25 protein-coding genes are annotated in these 20,861 nt (G+C 70.4%); 11 read left to right on the forward strand and 14 right to left on the reverse strand.

Going from position 1 to position 20,861, the window contains the following annotated elements; genetic code table 11:
• Positions 1 to 3: 3 nt before the first annotated feature.
• The 5 genes from ACQPXG_RS01435 to ACQPXG_RS01455 all read left to right on the forward strand — a co-directional run bounded on the left by ACQPXG_RS01435 (position 4) and on the right by ACQPXG_RS01455 (position 3,310).
• The gene (locus tag ACQPXG_RS01435) at positions 4 to 387 is read left to right on the forward strand and encodes a RidA family protein (protein WP_433465760.1); all 384 of its coding nucleotides are present in this window, start codon (positions 4 to 6) and stop codon (positions 385 to 387) included.
• Positions 387 to 1,565 (forward strand): hypothetical protein, encoded by a 1,179-nt coding sequence (locus ACQPXG_RS01440; protein ID WP_433465761.1) that lies wholly within the window; start codon positions 387 to 389, stop codon positions 1,563 to 1,565. Before ACQPXG_RS01435 ends, ACQPXG_RS01440 begins: the two co-directional genes overlap by 1 nt.
• 84 nt (positions 1,566 to 1,649) lie before the next feature.
• Positions 1,650 to 2,195, forward strand: coding sequence for a hypothetical protein (locus ACQPXG_RS01445; protein ID WP_433465762.1), 546 nt, complete (start codon positions 1,650 to 1,652; stop codon positions 2,193 to 2,195).
• Positions 2,138 to 2,668: a hypothetical protein gene (locus ACQPXG_RS01450; RefSeq protein ID WP_433465763.1), complete on the forward strand. Its 531-nt coding sequence runs from the start codon at positions 2,138 to 2,140 to the stop codon at positions 2,666 to 2,668. The genes ACQPXG_RS01445 and ACQPXG_RS01450 overlap by 58 nt, the downstream gene beginning before the upstream one ends.
• A 444-nt stretch (positions 2,669 to 3,112) precedes the next feature.
• Entirely contained in the window at positions 3,113 to 3,310 is a 198-nt protein-coding gene (locus ACQPXG_RS01455; protein ID WP_433465764.1) for a hypothetical protein, read from the forward strand.
• Positions 3,311 to 3,607: 297 nt separating this feature from the next.
• Here the strand turns inward: ACQPXG_RS01455 and ACQPXG_RS01460 are convergent, their stop codons facing one another.
• Positions 3,608 to 3,757 (reverse strand): hypothetical protein, encoded by a 150-nt coding sequence (locus ACQPXG_RS01460; protein ID WP_433465765.1) that lies wholly within the window; start codon positions 3,755 to 3,757, stop codon positions 3,608 to 3,610.
• 468 nt (positions 3,758 to 4,225) lie between these two features.
• On the opposite strand from ACQPXG_RS01460, the gene ACQPXG_RS01465 reads away from it, so the two are divergent.
• Positions 4,226 to 4,435 (forward strand): hypothetical protein, encoded by a 210-nt coding sequence (locus tag ACQPXG_RS01465; protein ID WP_433465766.1) that lies wholly within the window; start codon positions 4,226 to 4,228, stop codon positions 4,433 to 4,435.
• 137 nt (positions 4,436 to 4,572) lie between these two features.
• Here ACQPXG_RS01465 and ACQPXG_RS01470 read toward each other — a convergent pair whose 3' ends face one another.
• Entirely contained in the window at positions 4,573 to 5,172 is a 600-nt protein-coding gene (locus ACQPXG_RS01470) for a TetR/AcrR family transcriptional regulator (protein WP_433469882.1), read from the reverse strand.
• Between the two features lie 151 nt (positions 5,173 to 5,323).
• On the opposite strand from ACQPXG_RS01470, the gene ACQPXG_RS01475 reads away from it, so the two are divergent.
• Entirely contained in the window at positions 5,324 to 6,205 is an 882-nt protein-coding gene (locus ACQPXG_RS01475) for an alpha/beta fold hydrolase (RefSeq protein ID WP_433465767.1), read from the forward strand.
• On the opposite strand, the gene ACQPXG_RS01480 is transcribed toward ACQPXG_RS01475, so the two are convergent.
• From ACQPXG_RS01480 to ACQPXG_RS01510, 7 genes are all read right to left on the reverse strand, one after another.
• Complete coding sequence (locus ACQPXG_RS01480) at positions 6,202 to 6,660, reverse strand: MarR family winged helix-turn-helix transcriptional regulator (protein ID WP_433465768.1); 459 nt, start codon at positions 6,658 to 6,660, stop codon at positions 6,202 to 6,204. The genes ACQPXG_RS01475 and ACQPXG_RS01480 overlap by 4 nt on opposite strands.
• Before the next feature lie 60 nt (positions 6,661 to 6,720).
• Positions 6,721 to 7,653, reverse strand: coding sequence for a sigma-70 family RNA polymerase sigma factor (locus ACQPXG_RS01485; RefSeq protein WP_433465769.1), 933 nt, complete (start codon positions 7,651 to 7,653; stop codon positions 6,721 to 6,723).
• Between the two features lie 17 nt (positions 7,654 to 7,670).
• Positions 7,671 to 8,054, reverse strand: coding sequence for an SgcJ/EcaC family oxidoreductase (locus ACQPXG_RS01490; protein WP_433465770.1), 384 nt, complete (start codon positions 8,052 to 8,054; stop codon positions 7,671 to 7,673).
• Positions 8,055 to 8,140: 86 nt separating this feature from the next.
• Complete coding sequence (locus tag ACQPXG_RS01495) at positions 8,141 to 8,515, reverse strand: MmcQ/YjbR family DNA-binding protein (RefSeq protein ID WP_433465771.1); 375 nt, start codon at positions 8,513 to 8,515, stop codon at positions 8,141 to 8,143.
• A gap of 17 nt (positions 8,516 to 8,532) precedes the next feature.
• Positions 8,533 to 8,946, reverse strand: coding sequence for a VOC family protein (locus ACQPXG_RS01500; RefSeq protein ID WP_433465772.1), 414 nt, complete (start codon positions 8,944 to 8,946; stop codon positions 8,533 to 8,535).
• A gap of 84 nt (positions 8,947 to 9,030) precedes the next feature.
• Positions 9,031 to 11,634, reverse strand: coding sequence for a DUF4132 domain-containing protein (locus tag ACQPXG_RS01505; protein ID WP_433465773.1), 2,604 nt, complete (start codon positions 11,632 to 11,634; stop codon positions 9,031 to 9,033).
• Between the two features lie 151 nt (positions 11,635 to 11,785).
• Complete coding sequence (locus tag ACQPXG_RS01510; RefSeq protein WP_433465774.1) at positions 11,786 to 12,136, reverse strand: winged helix-turn-helix transcriptional regulator; 351 nt, start codon at positions 12,134 to 12,136, stop codon at positions 11,786 to 11,788.
• Positions 12,137 to 12,186: 50 nt separating this feature from the next.
• Here ACQPXG_RS01510 and ACQPXG_RS01515 point away from each other — a divergent pair, with 50 nt between their 5' ends.
• On the forward strand, positions 12,187 to 13,080 hold the full coding sequence (locus ACQPXG_RS01515; RefSeq protein ID WP_433465775.1) for an NAD(P)-dependent oxidoreductase: 894 nt from the start codon (positions 12,187 to 12,189) through the stop codon (positions 13,078 to 13,080).
• Here the strand turns inward: ACQPXG_RS01515 and ACQPXG_RS01520 are convergent.
• Positions 13,058 to 13,396 (reverse strand): VOC family protein, encoded by a 339-nt coding sequence (locus ACQPXG_RS01520; RefSeq protein WP_433465776.1) that lies wholly within the window; start codon positions 13,394 to 13,396, stop codon positions 13,058 to 13,060. The two genes, ACQPXG_RS01515 and ACQPXG_RS01520, sit on opposite strands and share 23 nt — an antisense overlap.
• A gap of 185 nt (positions 13,397 to 13,581) precedes the next feature.
• On the opposite strand from ACQPXG_RS01520, the gene ACQPXG_RS01525 reads away from it, so the two are divergent.
• On the forward strand, positions 13,582 to 14,511 hold the full coding sequence (locus ACQPXG_RS01525) for a Rieske 2Fe-2S domain-containing protein (protein WP_433465777.1): 930 nt from the start codon (positions 13,582 to 13,584) through the stop codon (positions 14,509 to 14,511).
• Between the two features lie 140 nt (positions 14,512 to 14,651).
• Entirely contained in the window at positions 14,652 to 15,701 is a 1,050-nt protein-coding gene (locus ACQPXG_RS01530; protein ID WP_433465778.1) for an LLM class flavin-dependent oxidoreductase, read from the forward strand.
• 111 nt (positions 15,702 to 15,812) lie between these two features.
• Here ACQPXG_RS01530 and ACQPXG_RS01535 read toward each other — a convergent pair whose 3' ends face one another.
• From ACQPXG_RS01535 to ACQPXG_RS01550, 4 genes are all read right to left on the reverse strand, one after another.
• Complete coding sequence (locus ACQPXG_RS01535; RefSeq protein ID WP_433465779.1) at positions 15,813 to 16,400, reverse strand: maleylpyruvate isomerase family mycothiol-dependent enzyme; 588 nt, start codon at positions 16,398 to 16,400, stop codon at positions 15,813 to 15,815.
• Positions 16,397 to 17,227: a fumarylacetoacetate hydrolase family protein gene (locus ACQPXG_RS01540; protein WP_433465780.1), complete on the reverse strand. Its 831-nt coding sequence runs from the start codon at positions 17,225 to 17,227 to the stop codon at positions 16,397 to 16,399. The genes ACQPXG_RS01535 and ACQPXG_RS01540 overlap by 4 nt, the downstream gene beginning before the upstream one ends.
• Entirely contained in the window at positions 17,224 to 18,354 is a 1,131-nt protein-coding gene (locus ACQPXG_RS01545) for a cupin domain-containing protein (RefSeq protein ID WP_433465781.1), read from the reverse strand. The genes ACQPXG_RS01540 and ACQPXG_RS01545 overlap by 4 nt, the downstream gene beginning before the upstream one ends.
• Positions 18,355 to 18,444: 90 nt before the next feature.
• Complete coding sequence (locus tag ACQPXG_RS01550) at positions 18,445 to 19,257, reverse strand: PaaX family transcriptional regulator (RefSeq protein ID WP_433465782.1); 813 nt, start codon at positions 19,255 to 19,257, stop codon at positions 18,445 to 18,447.
• Between the two features lie 192 nt (positions 19,258 to 19,449).
• Here ACQPXG_RS01550 and ACQPXG_RS01555 point away from each other — a divergent pair, with 192 nt between their 5' ends.
• Positions 19,450 to 20,787, forward strand: coding sequence for an MFS transporter (locus ACQPXG_RS01555; protein ID WP_433465783.1), 1,338 nt, complete (start codon positions 19,450 to 19,452; stop codon positions 20,785 to 20,787).
• The last annotated feature ends 74 nt before the right edge of the window (positions 20,788 to 20,861 follow it).

The following is a 20,861-nucleotide window of genomic DNA, read 5'->3' on the forward strand; positions in this document are numbered from 1 at the left end:
GATATGAGCAAGCGTGAACTCCGCAGCCCGGACGCGCCCGCGCCCCTCGGCACCTACTCGCAGGGGCTCGTGGTCGCCGATTTCGTGTACACGTCCGGAATGGGACCGATCGATCCGAAGACCGGCGAGACCGTCGGCACGGACGTCGCCACGCAGACCCGGCAGGTCCTCGCCAACCTGACCGCGATCCTCGCCGAGCACGGCCTGACCCTGGACGACGTGGTGAAGTCGACCGTCCATCTGCAGGACCTGCACCGCGACTTCGCCGCCTACGACGAGGTGTACCGGGCGCACTTCAGCGAGCCGTACCCGGTGCGCACCACCGTCGGCTCCGACCTGATGAACATCCTGGTCGAGATCGACTTCGTCGCTCACAAGAAGAGTTGATGGACTCGTCCCTCTATGTCCTGGTGGAGGATCTGCGCCGCGCGGACGCGGCGCAGATCCTCTCCCATGGCGTCTCGTCCATCACCATCGGTGCCGCCTACCACCGCGCCAGAGACGTGACCCCGCACGGCCGTACCCGCGTCACCTTCCGCTACGACGGCATCCACTTCCCTCCTGGCGACCTCTTCGACGGGCTCCGACTGAGACCACCCGTTCAGAGGGACGCCGACCAGGAGCCCATACGCAGCCTCCGAGAGGAGACCCGCGCCCTTGGCGTTGCGTTGCACGGCTGGGGCGTCTTCCTGCACAACACCACCCTTGGCCTGGCCTTCCCGGACGTCACCCAGGAGAACTGCTTCGGCGACCGTGCCGCGCCCGCCGACCTGTGCCCGTCCAACCCGGACGTCCGTGCCTATGCGGTTGCCCTCGGCCGTGCCATGGCCCGCCAAGGCGTCGACTCGGTCGTCGCCGAATCCCTCCATTTCGGGACGTTCGGCCACGGCTACCACCACGAGCGCTCCTTCGTGGAGCTGGGCCCGGCCGCCGAATTCGCCCTGGGCCTGTGCTTCTGCCCGCACTGCGTCGCCTGCATCCCCCACGCGGAGGAGGCCCGCGCCGAGGCGTCCCGCTTGACGACCACCGTCCTGGACGGAGGCCCGCCCACCAAGGACCTCCCACACGTCCTCACCGCCTACGCCCAGGCCCGTGCGCCGATCGTCACCTCCCTGACCGCCGAGGTCGCCGAAGCAGTGTCGGCCGAGGGCTCCCGGTTGACGTTCGTGGACCTGACGGGCGCCGTCCTGGGCTACGCCGACGGACGTCCCGCGGGCGCCCCGGCCGCCGCCTCCGCCTGGCGGATCGGTGTCGACCCGACCGCGCTGGCCTCGGTCGTCCCGTCCTACGCGATCCTCTGCTACGCCCACGACACCATGCGCGTGGCCGAAGACGTGGCCGCCTACCGGAAGGCTCTCGGCTCCGAACCGGTCCTCCGAGCCGTCCTGCGCCCAGGCCACCCCGACACCACTTCAGCCGACCACCTCGCGGCCAAGGTCACCGCGGCCCGCAAGAACGGCGCAGACACCGTCGACTACTACGCCTACGGGCTGACCCCACTCCCGGTCCTCGCCCGCATTCCGCATCTGGAGCATCCACTTCCAGGCGGGCGGGCTTCGGTGTAACGTCCGCGGTCTTTCCGGCACGTATGGGGTGATCCCTCGGAAGGAGAGCTCCATGCGGCAACTGGAAGACCAGGCCATCGATGGGTGACCGAACGGCCAGATTCGAGGCCCTCTACATGGCGACGTACGAGCCGATCCACCGACAACCTGGTCCGTTCGCTGGCCCGCGTCCATGACGACGCACTCGCCGGACAGGCCGGCAGGCCCGCGGCACGGCGGCTGATGGACGACATCACGGCGGCACCGCATCAAGAGGCCGCGCGTCCCCGGCGCAGGTCGCCTCGGCTGGCCGTCCGTATCGCGGCGGTCGGCACGGTGGCCGCGATCGCGTCCGCCGCCGGGGTGACGCTCGTGGGCGACGACGACCACGGACGTCCTCGCCAGGTGATCCCCCATGTGGGTTCGGTCGCCCAGGCGGCCGTGGTGCTCGACCGGGCCGCCGCCGCGGCGAAGTCCCGGCCCTACACCGCGCCCGGCCCCCAGCAGTGGCTCTACACCGAGTTCAGGACCACTGCCCCGGCGGTGCCGTCCGGGATCGCCACCGGGGCCCCTACAAGACGCGCAGCTGGGAGTTGTGGCGGCGCCTGGACGGCAAGAACGAGTACGCCGCCTACGAGGACGGCAAGCTGACCAAGTCACCCGGGAACGAGACCGCCCCCCGCGTGGCCAGATTCGACCCGCTCCCCGCCGACCCGCAAGCACTCCTGCGCGAGGTCGGCGGCACGCCCGAGTCCGGCTACGAGCTGGCGTTCCACACGTTGGTGACGATCCTCGCCGGCAGCGTCCACCCGCCGAGGACGGAGGCGGCGATCTTCCAGGCGATCAAGCTGATCCCCGGTGTGACAGCGACCGGCGGAGCCGTCGACGCGGCCGGGCGCCCGGCGATCACCCTCGGCCTGATCGGCAAGGAGGGCTGGCTGCGGGACGAGGTGCTCCTCGACCCGAAGACGTACAGCTACCTCGGCGAGCGCTCCATCACAGTCCAGGACCACGCCCACGAGGGAGACGACGGCAAGAAGAACGTGGTGAAGAGCGGAACCCTCCAGTTCATGGAGGTCCGCGTGGCCGTAGGCATCGTCAACGAACCAGGCGACCGCCCCTGACACCGGGTGCCGCGCCCGCCTCGGCGGGCGCGGCACCCGTCGAAAACGACAAGGTCACCATAGGACTGGCCTGCGGACCGGGCTGATTGGCCGCGAACATCGCCGCCGACCTCACCTCCTGGGCCCGCCTCCTCGGTCTCCACGACCAGGAAGACCTCAAGGACGCCGAGCCGGACACGCTCCGCCACCGAATCTGGCACCTCCCCGCCCGCCACCCCGCAAACGCATCCTCAAAATCAGCCCGGACCGGCCATGGAAGGAGGCGTTCTTCGCTTGCCGGCACCGCCTAAACGACGCGGAAGACGCTGGCATAAACAGCGATCGAGGACAGGCAGCTTGAATCATTGAAGTCGGCGGTGGGATGACTTGACAAACGCCTGATCACGGCAAGAGTCATCGATGCAACATGCACACCCAAACCCAATCAAGAGCCCAGGAGGAAGCATGAGCTTCGAGCTCACGCCGCAAGAACAACTCGCGGTGGCCAAGGCCGCCCAGACGGACGCGGCCGCAAAGCTTGACGCGGTGCGCAGCGACCCGCTGCCGGCAACTACCGCCTTGCAGTCCGCAACCAACACCGCTCTGGCGGCCGATGCCATGGTCGAGAGGGCCCAGAAGGCTGTCGACCAGGGCGGCGACTGACGGGCCCTGAGCTGGGGCCTACTAATGTCCCGGTGGAGGCGGCCTTGCCGCCGCCTCCACCGGGACGTCTTCGTCCAGAACCGATCGACCCCTGCGAGTACGCGTTGCCGCCGTGCCCCGTATGCCGGCGTCCTCGACCGGCATACGCAGCTTGCGTCGCTGCCCGGTCACCGAGGGAAGCCGCAGTGATGACCCGGATCCCCGACGAGACGCACCCCAGGGAGAGACCCCTGGGGTGCGGGTGAATCCTGCCCCCTGAGTTCAGGAGGGCACGATCGAATCAGTCCTCACCCACAGTCAGGTGTGGTCGATGACGGTAACGGTCCCGTCGGACTCGGGCACGGTTTCCGTGACCGGAACCCTGCCTGCCGCCTGGTGACCGTCTTCCAGTTCGCCTTGGACCTGGGCGGCGTCGCCCTCGTCCAGATCGGAGTACTGCTGCGGCATTGTTTCTCCTCCGCTGTTCAGAGAGCGTAACTCTGAGTGACGCTCTCGGGTTTTGGTTGAGGCAGTAGAGCCGGTTCGACGTCGGCTCGTAGGAACCGTCCATGCCGGGCGCTGAATGTCGACACTGCGCGAACCCTCGCCGACCATCCGGGTCAAACCTCCGAGACACCAGACGGCGGCCTGGCGACACCCTCGCCCCAGGGGCTCGCACACCGCCACCGGCATGTGCTGGGGGACGTCCAGTGCCCGCGGCCGGAGGGGGCGCCCTGTTCGGCAGGGTGGACGGAGACGGGGGGCGGTTGTGGCACGGCCTTACCCCACTCCCGGCACTCGCCCGCGGCCCCACGCCTGCGGCATCATGGTCGTATGGATCGGTGGACGACCGTCGTGGCGTATGAGAACGTTCCGGGCAGCCTGCGGCCCACGGCCGCCCTGCGCGGTTGACTGCGTGATCGCGGCATCGACTGGATGCCGTTCGAAAACGACGACGTCACCATAGGACTGGCCTGCGGGCCGGGCCCCGACGGGCGCTGGCACGGCTGGTACAGCATCAACGTCCGGGACGATGCGCTTCGCCGCCTCGGGCTGCATCCGGACCAGCCCACCTCGAAGGTCGTCGGCCCGTCGCCTCCGGGCTGGTGGCACGCGGCCGCGGAGCGCGCCGCGCGCGGACGCTAGGCGGAGCCGGTCGGCGCCGTGGCGCGTGACCACGGCGTGGATGCCACTGGATGCCACGGCCAGCAGGTCGGATGTGGTCAGGTCTGCGCGGCCCAGGCCGCGCAGACGTCCACGCCACGTGCGTCGCCCGCGTTCACTCAGCGCTGCTGAACGCCGCCGTCGGTTTCGGTGGCCGGGCCGGTGTTCTCTGAATCGGCCGGTCGCAACAGGCGGGTGAGGAACTCCTCGACGGCGGCCTCGGCAGCGGCCTGGGCGGCCGGTACGTCGTCGGCCAAGGCGATGACCAGCGCCATCTCGTTGCCGACGGCCAGCAGGATGTGCGCGAACGGTTCGACGAGTCGCGCCGGCACGCGACCGGCGGTGGCGGCCTCTTGGAGGACGGCCTTGAGCATGCCCAGGCTGTACTGCTCCTCGATGTCGCGCCAGCGACGCCAGCCCAGCACGGTCGGGGCGTCGATCAGCAGGATCCGGCGCACGACCGCGTCGCCGGCGAGTCGGATCCAGGCCAGCTCGGCCGCCTTGAGAAGATCGTGGGCCTCGGTCGCCCCGCTTGCGTTGGCGGCCGCGAGCGTGGCTTCACCGACCTGCGCATGGACCGCCTCCACCACCGCCTCGAACAGGCGGTCCTTGCCCGGGAAGTGGTGATAGAGAGATCCGCGACTCACCCCGGCCTGCTCCAGGACGGCTTCGATCGAGGTGCCCTCGTAGCCGCGCTCGGCGAACAGTTCCGTCGCCACCTCGACCAAGTGCCGCCGGGTCGCCTGCCCTCGTCCAACGCGTCGATCCACACGCACCTCCATTGACAAACCGACAGTCGGTCTCTAATTTCTAGACCGACAGTCGGTTTCTTGATGTTCCCGCGTTCACTCTACGATCACGGAGGCAGCCATGTTCCTGACCGGGTTCGACGACCACCGCCACACCGTCCGCACCCAGGCCGGCGAGGTGAGCTATGTCGAGATCGGCACCGGGCCGGCGGCCCTGTTCGTGCATGGGGTCGCCACCAGCGCCTATCTGTGGCACAACCTGATTCCGTTGCTCGCCGACACGCGGCGCTGTGTCGCCATCGACCTGCCGCTCCACGGGCAGAGCCCGGCCCCGTCCGAACACCGGCTCACGGTGGGTGCGTTCGCCGGCACCCTCGCCGAGGTGTGCGAGAGCCTGCACCTTGACCAGGTCGACCTGGTCGCTCACGACACCGGAGGTGCGATCGCCCAGGTGTTCGCCGCCCGCCACCCCGAACTGCTCCGCACGCTGACCCTGACCAACTGCGAGACACGCGACAACATCCCGCCGGCCGCGATGGCCGCCACCGTCGAGGCGGCCCGCGCGGGTCAGCTGGCACCGGCCGCTCCGGCGGTTCTCGCCGACCCTGCCGCCGCCCGGGCGATCTTCACTACGGGCTATCAGGACCCTCAGTTCCTGAGCGCGGAACTGGTCGACGCGTTCCTCCAGCCGGTCATGGGCACCCCGGCCGCAGCCGCGCGATTCCAGCAACTGATCGCCGGACTCGGACCGGACGACCTGCTCGCCGCGGAGCCGGCTCTGCGCGCCCTGTCCGTCCCCACGCTGATCACCTGGGCGACCGACGACGACTTCTTCGACCTGAAGTGGGCGCACTGGCTGCACGACACCATCCCTGGCGCAGGAGACCCGGTCGAGATCGCGGGCGGCAAGCTCTTCTTCCCGCACGAGCGCGCAGCCGACCTCGCTCCGCACATCCTTCGCCACTGGGCCACCACTGACCAGGGTCGACCGCGCGGACGCTAGGCGGCGGAGTCGGTGGCCGCGTCCAGGTGCTCGGTCACGCGCTGCAGGGTTCGGCGCAGGTCGGCCAGCTCGTGGGGGCTGAGGCCGGTCGAGGCGAGCATGTGCCGGGGGACGTCCAGCGCCCGCATCCGGAGCGCGGCACCCTGTTCGGTCAGGTGGACCGAGACGGACCGCTCGTCCTCCCGGCTCCGGTGGCGCTCCACAAGGCCGCCGGCCTCCATGCGCTTGAGCAGGGGGGACAGGGTTCCGGAGTCGAGGCGGAGACGCTCGCCGAGACGCTTGACGGTGAGGCCGTCCGTCTCCCAGAGCACGAGCATGGCCAGATATTGCGGATAGGTCAGCCCTAGGGCCCGCAACTCGGTGCGGTAGAGCGCGTCGAACGCCCGCGAGGTCGCGTGCAGTGCGAAGCAGACCTGCGCGTCCAGCTTCAGAAGGTCGTCGGCCGTGCCCGTCATGCCGTCCAGTCTACGTTCGCCTCCGATTCAATTGCCCACAACCGAAAGCCGCCTTCGACATCAGCCGAGGGTCTCCGGCAGGTCGAACGCGGCGAACACCCGTGCGTCCTGGAAGACGACATTGCGCGCGACGCCCTTCGGGGTCACGGTCAGGATCTGCAGGGTGTGGAGGCGGTACGCGCCGTCGGACAGGTGGTAAGCGGCGAGGGCCGGCTGCCGGTTGGCGGACGTCGGGACCGCGCGCCAGCCGGTGCCGCGCGCCGCGAAGATGCGTGCCATGAACCGCCCGTAGTCGCGCCGGCCGAGGTACCAGAGCGGGACGGGCGGCATCTCCAGGACGGCGTCGTCGGTCAGGAGGTCCACCAGGCCGTCGACGTCGCCGGCCTCGAAGGAGGCGATGTAGCGGTCCAGGACGGCGGTGACGGCGGCGTCGTCCGGCTCGGCGATCTCCTCCTCCGGGGCGACGCCGGACAGCCCGGCCCGCGCGCGCTGAAGGGCGCTGTTCACCGCGGCCGGGGACGTCTCCAGCAGTTCCGCGACCTCGGCGGCGCTGAACTCCAGGACGTCCCGCAGGATGAGCACGGCCCGCTGCCGGGGCGGCAGCGCCTGCATCGCCGCGACCAGCGCGAGGCGCATGCTGCCGCGCCGGACGACCCGCGACGCCGGGTCGTCCAGCAGCGCGTCCGGGAACGGCTGCAGCCACGGCACGTCGAACGCCGGGGCGAGCGGCGCGTCCGGGTCGTCGCTCGGCCCGCCGAGCCCGGACGGGAGCGGACGCCTGGCCCGCCCCCGCAGCGCCGTCAGGCACACGTTCGTCGCGATCCTGTAAAGCCAGGTGCGGACGGACGCCAGCCGCTCGTCGTAGCGGTCCCGGGCCCGCCAGGCGCGCAGCATCGTCTCCTGGACGAGATCCTCCGCCTCGTGCACCGAGCCGACCATCCGATAGCAGTGCACCAGAAGCTCGCGGCGGTGGGAATCGAAGTCCTCGTCCATCTCAGGGGAACCTCCGGTCAGGCGGCGGGTGCGTTGGCGTAGGCGGAGACGAGCCACCGGCCGTCCCGCCGCGACAGCACCCAGGTGGCGACTCGCTCGCGTTCGGCAGGAAGATCCTGCTCCCCGGCCATGATGATGCCCGCCTTGCTGACGATGACGGCGGTGTCGCCGTCCACGCGGATGCTCTGCGGCTCGTCCAAGCCCCGGGAGCCCTTCAGCGGGCCGGCGAACGCCGCGGCCATGAAGTCGCGCACCGCCGTGCGCCCCTGGTGGAACACGCCGGGCATCACCACGGTCGCGTCCTCGACGTAGAGGTCGGCGAACGCGTCGGCGTCGCCGTCGGCCCACGCCTCGTAGAGCTGTCCGAGCACTTCGCGGACGGCCGTCTCATTGCTGTTCATCGTGAACATCCCTCCTCGAACCGGGTCGGCTCCTGTAGGGGCCGACCCTCACCGGTCGGGATGTGTACCGTCCGCGCCCCGCGGATTCATCGCTCTGGGGCGAGTTCTTTCCGCTGGGCCTTGGTCAGCCGTGCCACCACCAGTTCGTAGGAGTGGGCGATCAGCTCCAGAACCTCATCGTCCGGCACCGAGCCGTCGAGGACGACGGTGTTCCAGTGCCGCTTGTTGAGGTGATAGCCCGGAGTTATCGCGGCATAGCGGGCACGCAAGTCGTCGGCCAGGTCGGGATCGCACTTGAGGCTGACACTCCCCGGCGACGCGCCCAGCGGTACCAGCGCGAACATCCGCCCGGCCACCTTGAACACGGCCACCTCGTCGCCGAACGGGTAGTCCTCGATCGCACCCGGCTTGGCCGTGCACTCCGCGATCACCCGGTTGCGCCACGAGCCGGCCGCCGTCACCCGTCCACCTGCCCGTCCTAGCCCTGTCGGCTGCTGATGTTGACCATCCACGGTACGCCGAACCTGTCGACGCACATGCCGAACTCGTCGCCCCAGACCTGCTTCTCCAAGGGCATCCTGACGGTCCCCTCCGCGGACAGCTTCTCCCAGTAGCCGCGCAGGACATCGGCGTCGTCGCCGCTGAGGCTGATCGACGCGCCCGCCATGGGCTCGAACTGCATGTCGGCGGTGACGTCTCCGGCCATGATGGTGTAGCCGGCGTCGGTCTCCAGCATCCCGTGCATGATCCGATCGGCGTCCGCCGAGTCCGAGCCGCCGAACTCGGCGAAGGTGTTGAAGGCCGGGGTGCCGCCGAACACGTCCGCGTAGAACTCCATCGCCTGGCGGGCGTCGCCGTTGAACGTGAGATACGGGTTCATTCGAGAGGACATGTCTTCTCCCTGGAACTGTGGAACTCCGGTCGGGTCCACCTCCCTTCCTTACCGAACGACTGGCCTCTACGCCTGTTTCAGCAGCTAGGAGGCGCTTCGGACGAGGTCGTGAACGGCCTCGCTCAGCGTGACCGGATCCACCTGGCCGAGCGGCACCGTGTCCTGCGGCGCGTTGGCCGGAACCGCGCCGGCCCACAGAGTGTTGATCTTCTGGTCCTCGCCCTCGCCGTACATGTAGTAGTAGAGGCCGGGGCTCAGGTCGGCGACGACGTACAGGCCGGCGGGGTCGCGCCGGGCAAGCCAGCCGCCTGCGAAATCGCCGTTGGCGTCCAGGGACTCCCAGCGCCCCTGGGAATGGCCCTTTGCCTTGCCGTAGGACAGCACGAGTCCTTCGACCCGGGCGAGCCGGTGCGCGGCGCGCTCGTCGCCGGTGAGCCGGTAGACGGGCCGCCCGAGCTGCTCGAACGGCTGCAGGATCTCGTAGTCGGCGAACAGTTCCGCCCAGGCGTCGAGGTCGTCGTCCAGCAGGATCGGGTGGGCGATGCTGACGCGAGCGCCGGGCGCCGGAACGAACGCGTCGTCGTTGATGTCGGCGTAAGTACGGTCCTCCGCGACGCGGAAGGCCGTACCGGTGTCGGTGATCCATACCAGCCTGCGGGCGATGTGCCCCAGCAGTGGATGGGTGACGAACAGGGCGCGGAAGTCGTCCGGCGTCCAGCCGCGCCGGGTGGTCATGGCCAGTTCGAGGCGCTTGATCTCCTGGTCGGCGATCGTCCGCAGGTCCTTCTTGAGGCCGGTGAACAGGGCGTGCGCGGCCGGAGCGAGGGCGGGATCGTCCTTGGGGCCCGGCTTGGGCGCGCTCTTGCGAATCTTGCCGTTCGGCTCCACGACCAGCGGAACAAGCTGCTCGTCGAAGGTCACGGTGAACCGGCGCGGGCCGTAGTCGAGGACGAGGGTGCCCTCTTCGTCCAGGCCGAAGTCCGGGACGGCGCGGTCGGCGAGGGCGTCCGGGGTGATGCCGCGCGCGGCGGCGATCTCGTCGATCTTGCGGGCCGCCCTGGCCTTGAGCCCCTTGTACCTGCCCCGCCGGGTCAGCTCGAACAGGTGAGTGAGGGCGACGTCGGAGCCGATCCGGGCGAGGACGTCGAGCGCGGCGGCGGCGCGGCCGGTACGGCCCTCGCCCGGCCACAGCCTGATCAGCGGGCTGAGCCGGCGCACGGTGGTGTCGTCGCCGATCAGGCCGAGCTGCGCCAGCGCCCAGTTGTGCCGGCTGGGCGCGCCGAGCGCGTGCCAGCGCTGGAACAGCGCCCAGGAGAACTCGGCCAGCGAGTGCCGGTCGCAGAACTCGTGGACGTCCGCGACCTCGGGCGCCTTCGTGGCGAGCAGGGTCAGCAGGCGCTTCGTCGCGTTCGCGGGCAGGGCCCTGTCGCCGCCACGCGTGCGGATCTGCGGAAGCAGCGCCGGGTCGGCCCAGTCGACCTTCGCACTGCGGGCGGGCTTGCCGGCGAGAACATCGGGCAGGTCGTCGCCGTCCGGGACGGCCGGTCGCGGCAGCAGCGCCTCGACGGCCCCCGGTGGCAGCGCCTCGGCCAGGCCAAGGTCCCTGTGCAGCAGCCCCCGCAGAACTCCGGCCGTCTGCAGACCCCGGGTGGTGTCGTCGCCGGCCAGCGGCACCAACGCTCGGAGCGCATGTGCCGGATGCCGCTCGGCCGCCTGCTGCAGGGCGGCCGGCATCCCCGATTCACCCATGTGGTCGAGCAGGAAGAGGAAGACCCCCTCGTCGGCGATCTCCAGGAGGGCCTTCACGATCGTGCGCGCCTCGGCGGCATCGTCGGAGGCGAACCTGAGCGCCCGGTTGAGCAGCGGGAGAGCGTCCGCCCCCAGCCCGTCGAGCAGCGTTCCGATCACGGCCGGGGTGACCTCGGGCGTCCAGCCGACCCTGGCGACGTGCGCGGCGCTGGACAGCGAGCAGAGCACGTGTTCAAGGTCGAGGACTCTGTCACCGAAGGAGTCGCCGACCGACTCGTCCATCCAGGCCGTCTCGGTCGGGACGAGGTAGGACGCCGTGCGGCGCCCGAGGGCGTCACCCCGGTGTGCCGACAGGCGCGCGACGGCGTCGCGGTACTCGGCCTCCGGGGCCGCCGCCAGCAGCGTGCGGAGCCGCTTGACCACCGCGTCCCCGGCGATCCACCGGTTCACGCCGAAGTGGTCTGTGGAGGTGGAGCGCCGGATCTCGCCGCGCCACCCTTCGGACGGATCGGAGTAGGCGATGAGCCGGATGACGCCGTCGGGGTCGGGTGTCACCTGCCGCAGCACCGGCCCGAGCGCGATCGAGGACGCCTCGGTGACCGCGCAGGCGGCGAAGGCGAGCCCGCGGTCCAGCACCCAGGCGTCCAGGAAGGCCGCACCGTCGGTGCCCTCAAGGTGCTCCAGCACGACCGCGGCGACGGCCGCCGCGCCCGCCGGGTCGGGCTCACCGTCCGCCCATGCCCGCACGGCCCGGCCGATCTCGGGGACGGTGCGCTCGTGCTCCAGCATCTCCTCGACGATCGGCCACGCCGCGCGCTCCCATTCGCGAGCCTTCAGCGCCGCGTCCTCGTCCAGGACGGCCCGAGGCCCGGCCGTGCCGCCGCGCCTAGGATGGATCTGCTCACGCCACTCGCCCGGAACGTTCACCGTCTCGACCATGGCACCGCAAACTAACGCCGGCGACCGACACTCCTGCGAGCGATAGCCACATTTTTGTGGGTACTTGTGGGCGGGAAGTGCTGGCCTGAAGCTTGGTCATGGGCGGTCGGACGACTCCCAGACGCAGGCGAGACGGAGGCGTGGCGGTGTATCAGGAGGCCGGTTCGGATTCGGCCAGTCTCTCCAGGCGGCGGTGGCCCCATTCGGAGAGCGGCGCCAATGCCTCGGACAGGTCGCGACCGAACGCGGTCAGCGAATACACGGTCTTCAGCGGACGTTCCTCGTGCACCTCACGATGGACGAGTCCGTCGCCCTCCATCTCCCTGAGGGTCTGAGTCAGCACCTTCTCGGTGAGGCCGGGCAGTCGCCGGCGCAGTTCACCGGGACGGTGCGGACGCGATTCCAGCAGCCACAGCAGGATCGTCTTCCACTTGCCGTCGATCACGGCGACGGCGGCGGTCACTCCGCAGACATTCGGATCCTGAGCGCGGCTGCGCGTCATCTTCCATCCCCATTCATTACATGTGCCGACATTCACGCAGGAGTTGAGTCATGTCCTCACACACCGAACAGTCTGCCGTCACTGTGCTCGGCCTGGGACCGATGGGCCGGGCCCTGGCCGGAGCCTTCCTGGACGCCGGAGTGCGGACCACGGTCTGGAACCGGACGCGGGGCAAGGGTGGCGACCTGGTCGCGCGGGGCGCGGCCGAGGCCCGATCGCCGGAAGAGGCGGTCGCCGCGAGCGCGTTGACCGTGGTCTGCGTCGTGAACTCCGATGCGGTGGACGCCGTCGTGCGGAGCGGCGCGGTCACCGACGCGCTCAAGGGGCGCACGGTCGTGAATCTGAGCGCCGACGTCCCCGACCGGGCCCGGACCACCGCGGCCTGGGCGGACGGGCACGGTGTCGGGTACCTGGACGGCGCGATCATGACACCGACCACCACCATCGGAACGCCGGACGCGGTGTTCCTCTACAGCGGCCCGGAGGAGCTGTACCGGGAGCACCGGCCGGTGCTGGACGCCCTCGGGGGCGGCCACATCCACCTCGGCGAGGACGTCGGCCGGGCGGCCGCCTACGACATCGCGTTGCTCGACATCTTCTGGACCGCGATGGCGGGCTATGCGCACGCGCTGGCCGTGGCCGGCGCCGAGGGGATCAGCGCGGCCGAGCTGGCGCCGTTCGCCAAGGGCATCGGTGCCGTCCTTCCGCCGATCTTCGAGCAGTTCGCGGCGGACGTGGACGGCGGCGGGTTCTCCGGCGAGGCCAACCCGATCACCTCCGCCCTGTCGACCATCGATCACATCATCGACACTTCCGAAGCCCATGGCATCGACGTGCGCGTGATGCGCGCGGTCGAGGACATGGCGCGGCGCGTCGTCGAGCGGGGACACGGCACGTCCGGGTTCATGCGGATCATGGAGGTCATGAACTCCCGCCGAAGCTGATCTCGTTGCCCTCCGCGTCGCGATAGGTCACCTTGGCCACGCCGTTGGCGTACGTTTCGCGCTTCGCGGGCTCGATGCCCCGGCGGGAGATCTCGGCGACCCGGTCGCCGAGATCGTCGACGAACGAGAGCATCAGTGCGTTCCCCGCCCGTTCCGGGTCCTGGACGATGTAGACGTACCGGTGTTCGGCGACCTCCCACACCGCCTCGATGTCGTTCGGCAGGAACGATGGCGGCCCACCGAAGAATCGCTCGTACCACGGCAGCGCCGCTGAGTAGTCGGTGACGGGGATGCCGGCGAAAAGGTCGAGTGCCATGTCGTCCTCTGTGTCGGGTCGGGGTGTCGCCTGTACTGACCCAGGTAGAGCCGAGCACTCATCGGTGCCCCGCGCGGAACCCGGAAAGTGAACTCCCGAGCCCGGTGGTGAAGGGGGCGGGTGTTTTGGGGGATGCGCGGGGGATAGGGAGCGGACTAGTGAAGTCGTGCCTTGGGGAGGCCGGGATGAGCATGCCGCAGAAGACGGTTCGTCGGCTGGAGAGGGCGGAGGCGCTCGACAGGGCCGCCGAGCCGGTGAGCAAGGTGGTCCAGCGGACGGTACGGCCGCGTCTCGTCCGCAATCTGCTGAGCGGGACCTTTCAGGGGCATCCGCTGCACCCTGCGCTCACCGACGTGCCGATCGGCGCGTGGACCATGGCCGCGCTGCTGGACGCCGTGGGGGGATCCGAGTCCGAGCAGGCGGCCGATCTGCTGGTGACGGCCGGCGTCGCCGCCGCCGTGCCCACCGCCGTCACCGGGCTGAACGACTGGTCCGACACGATGGGGGCGGAGAGCCGGGTCGGGCTGGTCCACGCCGCGGGCAACACCACGGCGCTGGGCCTGTACGCGGCGTCGCTCGTCGAACGCATCAGGGGCAACCGCCGGAGGGGCAAGGTGCTGGGGTTCGTCGGGTTCGGCGTGCTGGCGGCGAGCGCCTACCTCGGCGGTCACCTGTCGTTCGTCCGGGGCGTCAACGTGAACCGCACCGCCTGGGAACAAGGGCCGGAGGAGTGGACGCCGACGCTGGCGGAGGGCGATCTGGCCGACGGCGACCACCGCACGGTCGAAGCGGGCGGCGTCCAGATCCTGCTCCACCGGATGTCCGGCAAGGTGTACGCGCTGGCCGCGACCTGCAGTCACATGGGCGGCCCGCTGGGCGAAGGGACGTTCGAAGACGGCTGCGTCGTGTGCCCGTGGCACGGCAGCACGTTCCGGTTCACCGACGGCGGCATCGTGCGCGGCCCGGCCAGCGCGCCGCAGCCCTGCTACGAGACGCGGATCCAGGACGGACGCATCGAGGTGCGCGCCGCCCCGAAGGGCGTCCCGGAGGGAGAGGCCGAGAAGCGCACCCACCGGGTGCGCCGTCGCATCCTGGCACGCGCAGGCGCTTCCTGATCACTCCGAGAGAGACCTCAAAATCCTGAAATACGGGGAAAAGTAGCTGATGGTGACTCGTCGGCCACTTTGCAGGACCTACGCTCTCCCACATCCCCGAAGCGTGCGTGAAGGCGCGCACCGCAAGGAGACGTTTTCCTGTGAAGTTCAGCTACGCCATGCTCCCCGACTACCCTCTCTCGGAGTCGCTGGCCTCGATCGAGCTCGCCGACGAGCTCGGGTTCTACGCCGTGTACGCGGCCGACGAACCGTGGCACAAGGACCTGTGGCTGCTGTTCGCCGCCGCCGCGGCGAACACCTCGCAGATCCGCCTCGGCCCGTCGGTGTCGGCGGTGACGCTGCGCGAGCCGTCCCTGATCGCACAGGCCGCCGCGACGCTGGACGAGCTCACCGGCGGCCGCGCCGAGGTCGTCCTGGGCAGCGGCAACTTCGGCGTGCTGGCCCAGTACAAGATCGACTGGGCGAAGACCAAGCCGCTCACCCGGGTGAAGGAGGCCGTCGCGGTCGTCCGGACCCTGCTGGACGAGGGCACCATCACCCGCGACGGCGAGTTCTACTCCTACGACGGCCTGTTCACCTTCGCCCGTCCCGTCCAGGAGCGGCTGCCGGTCAAGATCGGCGCGATGCGCGGGCCGAAGTCGTTCGAGGCGGCCGGTGAGCTGTCCGACGGCGTGCACCACGCGCTCAGCTACTCGCGCGACGCATACGAGTACGCGGTCGAGCACGTCAGGGCGGGCGCCGAGCGCGCGGGCAAGGACTGGCGGTCGCTGGACATCGGCGCCTGGGTGGTCTTCGCGGTCGGCCCCGACTCGGCCGCGGCCAAGGAGGCGGCCCGCAGCATGGTCGGCCTGTACGCCTCGGCGATGCCGCCCGAGCAACTGGAGCGCAACGGCGTCGACCCGGCGGACATGGCCCCGATCATCGAGGCCATCGGCGCCGGCGACCTGGCCAAGGGCATCGAGCTGACCACCCCTGAGATCACCGAGAAGCTGTCCCTCGCGGGCACCCCCGAGGAGGTCCGCGCCAAGATCGAGAAGGACATCGCCCCGACCGGCGTCAACCACATGATCTGCGCGATCACCGACCCCGGTCTGGTGAAGAGCTTCACCGGCCGCGACCTCGCCGGCGTTCCCGACGTGGACGGCCAGCTCCGCCTCATCCACGAACACCTGATGCCCGCGTTCAAGTAGCCCGGGCAGGTTGAGCGGGGCTGTGCGGACGCCCGCACAGCCCCGTTCCAGCCGAGCGGTACGCCCATGAGGCGTCGCATCCCGGGCGTGCGGTTCGGTCCGTGGTGACGGTCAGAGCCAGGGCTTGAGGGCGGGGGCGGTGGCGGTGCGTCCTGTCAGCCACTCGGCGAGCCGGGCGGCGTTGCCCGTGCTCGCGTGCTTGGCGGCGACCTCGGTGACGAGGGCGGCGTTGAAGTCGTCGGGCAGGTCGGCGAAGGTCACGCCGGCGTCGAGGTCGACGGTGTGGACGCAGACCTCCCTCGACCGCATCCACTGAATCTCCGCTGCCGGGACGGTACGGCCCTGCGCGGTGACCACCGGGTTGTCCCAGGCGTCTTCCGGAAGTGCGTCCATGTCCGCGGCGAGCAGGCCGGCCGACCGGTGGACGAGGGTGCGCAGTTCGCCCGCGGGCAGCGCCGACAGCCTCTCGATCTCCTCCGCGCGCTGGTCCGGCCCGGCGTACATGCGGTTCTCGACGCCGGTGGCCGCCCAGCTCAGCAGGCGTCGCAGTGCCTCGGCGTTGCCGTGCACGTGGGCGACGACATGCCGGCGCGTCCACCCGGGCAGGGGGGTCGGCGCAGTGAGTTCGTCGTCGGTCAGCCGGTCCAGCGCGCCGAGAAAAAGCTCGGTGCCCCGGTCCATCCAGGCGCGGGCGGTCATGCCGTCCTCGCGGTGTTCTCCAGGCGGCCGATGCCCTCGATCTCGGTGATCACGACGTCGCGGTCGGCGAGGTGGCGCGGCGGCTTGCGGGCGTGGCCGACCCCGCCCGGGGTGCCGGTGGCGATGACGTCCCCGGGCCGCAGGGTGATGACCGTGGACGCGTAGCGAATGAGCTGGACCGGGTCGAAGACCAGCTCCGAGGTGTCCGCCTGCTGCATCACCTCGCCGTTGACCCGGCAGGTGAGGTCGAGCGCCGGACGGACACCGCCCGGCAGTTCGTCCGGGGTGACCAGGACCGGGCCGAGCGGCGTCGTGCCCTCGAAGGTCTTCCCCTGCAGCCACTCCTTGGTTCGGAACTGCCAGTCGCGCATGGTGACGTCGTTCATCACGGTGAAGCCGGCGATCGCGGCCTCGGCCTCCCGCTCGGACGCGCGCCGGACGGTCCGCCCGATCACCACGGTGAGCTCGGCCTCCCAGTCGACGGCCGACGATTCGGGCGCGAGCCGGATGTCGTCCGCGGGGCCGATCAGGGCGTCGGAGAACTTGGCGAACAGGGTGGGGTGCTCGGGCAGGGCGCGCCCCATCTCCAGGATGTGCTTGCGGTAGTTGAGCCCGACGCAAAAGATCTTGCCTGGTCGCGGCACGACCGGTGCGAGGGCGGTGGCGTCCGGGCTCAGCGGCGCGCCCTTGGCGGACGCCGCCGCGTCGGCCCAGTCCTCGCGTTCGAGCAGCGCGCCCGCGTCGGGGGCGTCCAGCAGGACGTACCCGTCGTCATCGAGCCGGGCGGCGCGGCTTCCCTCGGGGGTGCGGACGGTGGCGATCTTCACGGGGTGCTCTCCGGGGTGGTGGCGCTGGTCTGGACGCGGTGCTGGTGCAGCCGCTCGAAGATGGGGGTGTCGCTGAAGCGGAACAGGTCGAGGCCGTGCTCGGTGGTGAGCGTCAGCGGCTGCCAGGACGGCACGACGAACAGGTCGCCGCGCGTGGCGGTCCAGGTGCGCTCGCCCACGCTCACCTCGCCGGTGCCCTCGAACACCTGGTACACCGAGGAGCCGACCTCGCGGGCCGGGCCGGTCCGCGTGCCGGGCGCGAGCCGGTGGAACTCCGCCCGCACGGTCGGCATCACGTCGCCGCCGGTCGTCGGGTTCGTGTAGCGGACGGCGGCGTGACCGGGCTCGACCGTGACCCGGTGCCCCTCGGCCTCCAGGGCCAGCTGCTCCGACAGCGCCCGGTCGGTGTGCTCCCACCGGTAGGCGAGCAGCGGCGTGGCCGGCGCCGGCTCCAGATGGGTGAGCGGGCGCAGTCCGGGGTGGCCCCAGAGCCGCTCGGACCGGGAGCGTTCGGGCGCGTCCCGCGTCTCGACCTCGTCCGGGCCGAACTCGAAGAACGTGGAGCCGGCGAAGTACTGGAACGGGATGTCCAGGCCGTCGATCCAGGCCATCGGCCGGTCGGTGACGTTGTGGTGGCCGTGCCAGTGCCAGCCGGCCTGCGGCAGGAAGTCGCCGCGCCGCATGGCGACGGGGTCGCCGTCCACGACCGTCCACACGCCCTCGCCCTCCACCACGAACCGGAAGGCGTTCTGGGTGTGCCGGTGCACCGGCGCGTCCTCACCGGGGTTGAGGTACTGGATCGCGGCCCACAGCGTCGGGGTGGCGAACGGCTGCCCGCCGAGCCCGGGGTTGGCGAGCGCGATCGCCCGGCGTTCGCCGCCGCGCCCGACCGGGACCAGCTCGCCGGCGCGTTCGGCCATCGGGAGCAGCCGGTCCCACCGCCACAGGTGCGGCAGCGCCTTCGAGCGCGGGTGTGGCGGCATGAGATCGCCGATCTCGGTCCACAGCGGGGTCAGCAGCTCGGACTCGAACCCGCGGTAAAGCGCCTCCAGCTCCGGCGTCCGCACGGGCTGGTCCGCGCCGTCGGCCGCGACGAGCGTGACCGGGTTCGGATGAGTGGATGTCATGGGTGTCGGCCCCCTTGGCGTTCGACCCTAAGTTGTGTCAATTCTAGGACGGCCGTCAAGAGTCTTGCACATATGGGGCCTGGCGGGCGGTCAGGCGGCCGGAGCGGACGACCCCGCGACCTCGTCGAAGAAGCGCTCCGCCGGAGGGCCGAGCAGGGAGTGGGCCTCCAGGAACATCTCGTGCGCGTCGCGTCCGGCCCAGCCCGCGGGAAGCAGCTCGACCGGCAGGTCGGGATCCCGGAAGGGGAACTTCCGGTAGTCGTACGTCAGCCGCATCCGCTCGATCAGTGCCTCCTTCGGGCTCAGGTAGCCGGCGCGGTACGACGGCAGCCGGCCGTGGTAGGTCCGCATCAGCTCCCGGTAGTCCTCGTTGAGCGCGTCCAGGTCCCAGCAGCGCGCGGCCATGTCCCGGTCGACCGGAAGGCCGCGGGACCGGCAGCGCAGGGTGTCGAGCCGCACGACCGGCTCGTCGGCGAACTTCTCCCTGACCTGCTGGACGCGGTCGTGCGGGCAGATGTACGTCGAGGGGGCCAGTGGGCCGAACCCGAGCCAGGCCAGCTCCTTGCGGATCCGTTCGCGGATGCCGCGGTCGGTCTCCGGCACCGAGTAGATGACCATGTGCCAGTCGCCGTCCCAGTCGTCGCGCACCCGGTCGAAGATCCGCGAGCGGCCCTCGTCCAGGAGGCGCAGGCTGCGCGGGTTCAGCGCGTAGACGCTCTCCCGGCCCTCACGCCGCGCGTCGAACCAGCCCTCCTTGCGCAACCGGGACAGCACCACCCGGACGGTGCTCTCTCCGATGTCGAAGCACCCCATCAGCGTGCTGAGCGTGCGCAACCGGGCGGCGCCGCCGCGGTACCGCACATAGTCGCCGAAGAGGTCGAAGACGATGGACCGGGGCTTCACCGGGCTGACTCCTCCTGTAGACGCGCGTTCGCCACGACTATCCCATCATCGGCGGCCGTCTCCGAAGTGATCGATGACGGACAGGATCCAAAGTCGATCCTCACCTTATTAATTTCATTCTCTTGACGGACGTCTTGATAGTGACACATACTCCGTGGCATCCCATCCCCGGCCCCGGAGGACTGAGCCGGCATGAGCCCACCACCTGCGCGAACGACCCGGCGCACCGAGCTGACCGTCACGGCACTGTGCTTCGCGGTGATCGTCTTCGACGGCTACGACCTGATCATCTACGGCGCCACCCTCCCCGGCCTGCTGGAGTACCGCGACTGGGGCCTGACCAAGACGGAGGCGGGCGCGATCGGCAGCTACGCGCTGATCGGAATGCTCGTCGGCGCGCTGGTCGCGGGCACCGTCACCGACCTCATCGGACGGCGCAAGGTCATGATGATCGGCGTCGCCTGGTTCTCCCTCGCCATGATCGGCTGCGCGCTGGCCCCGAGCCCCACCTGGTTCGGCCTGTTCCGGATGATCGCCGGGCTCGGGCTCGGCGGTGTCATGCCGACCGCCGTCGCGCTCACCGCCGAGCACTCGCGGGCCGACCGGCGGAGCCTCAACAACGCGATCATGTTCTCCGGATACTCGGTGGGCGGCGTGCTGGCCGCCGTGCTGACCATGAACCTCATGCCCGAGTACGGCTTCCGCGTCATGTACTGGACGGCCGCCGCCCCGCTGCTGCTCGTGCCCGTGCTCTGGCGGCTGCTGCCGGAGTCGGAGAGCTTCCTGGCCGCGCGGGGCCGCCACGAGAAGCCGAAGCGAGCCGATCTCGGGTGGGGGGACGACCCCCCACACCCCCCGGAAGAGCTGGCCGGGTCCGAGGGCCCTGCCGTCCCGCCACGGCGGCTCGGCGTGACCGCGCTGTTCGAACGCCGCCACCTGATGCCCACCCTGCTGTTCGCGCTCACCAGCTTCCTCGGACTGCTGCTGGTCTACGGCCTCAATACCTGGCTGCCCCAGATCATGAAGTCCGCGGGCTTCCCGCTGTCCAGCTCGCTGCTGTTCCTCGTCGTGATGAACGCGGGCGCCGTGGTCGGCACCGTCCTCGTCGCGCCTCTCGGGGACCGGCTGGGCATGAAGCCCGTGACCGCGTCCGCGTTCCTCACCGCCGCCGTCTCCATCACGCTGCTCAGTTTCGCGACGGCCGAACCGCTGATGTACGTGCTCGTCGCGGTCGCGGGCTTCGGCACGGTCGGCACGCAGATCATGATCAACGCCTATGTGGCCATGCACTTCCCGGCGGAGATCAGGGCGACCGCGCTCGGCTGGACCCTGGGGATCGGACGCCTCGGCGCCATCCTGGGGCCGACCTTCGGCGGCTACCTGCTGGCGGCGGACATCGACGTCTCCTGGAACTTCTACGCTTTCGCGATCCCGGCCACGCTGGGGGTCGCCCTGGTGCTGTTCCTGCCTGCGAAGGAGAAGGCGGCGGGCGCGGTGCCGTCCAGGGCGGGCGCCCGGCAGCCCGCCTGACGCGCGCGGACGGCCGCCCGGCACCGGGCGGCCGTCCCAAAGCCCGGCAAAGTCCGGCGAAGCAGCCGGTTGCC

The sequence above is a fragment of the Spirillospora sp. CA-128828 genome (assembly GCF_050945415.1).
Lineage (GTDB): Bacteria > Actinomycetota > Actinomycetes > Streptosporangiales > Streptosporangiaceae > Spirillospora.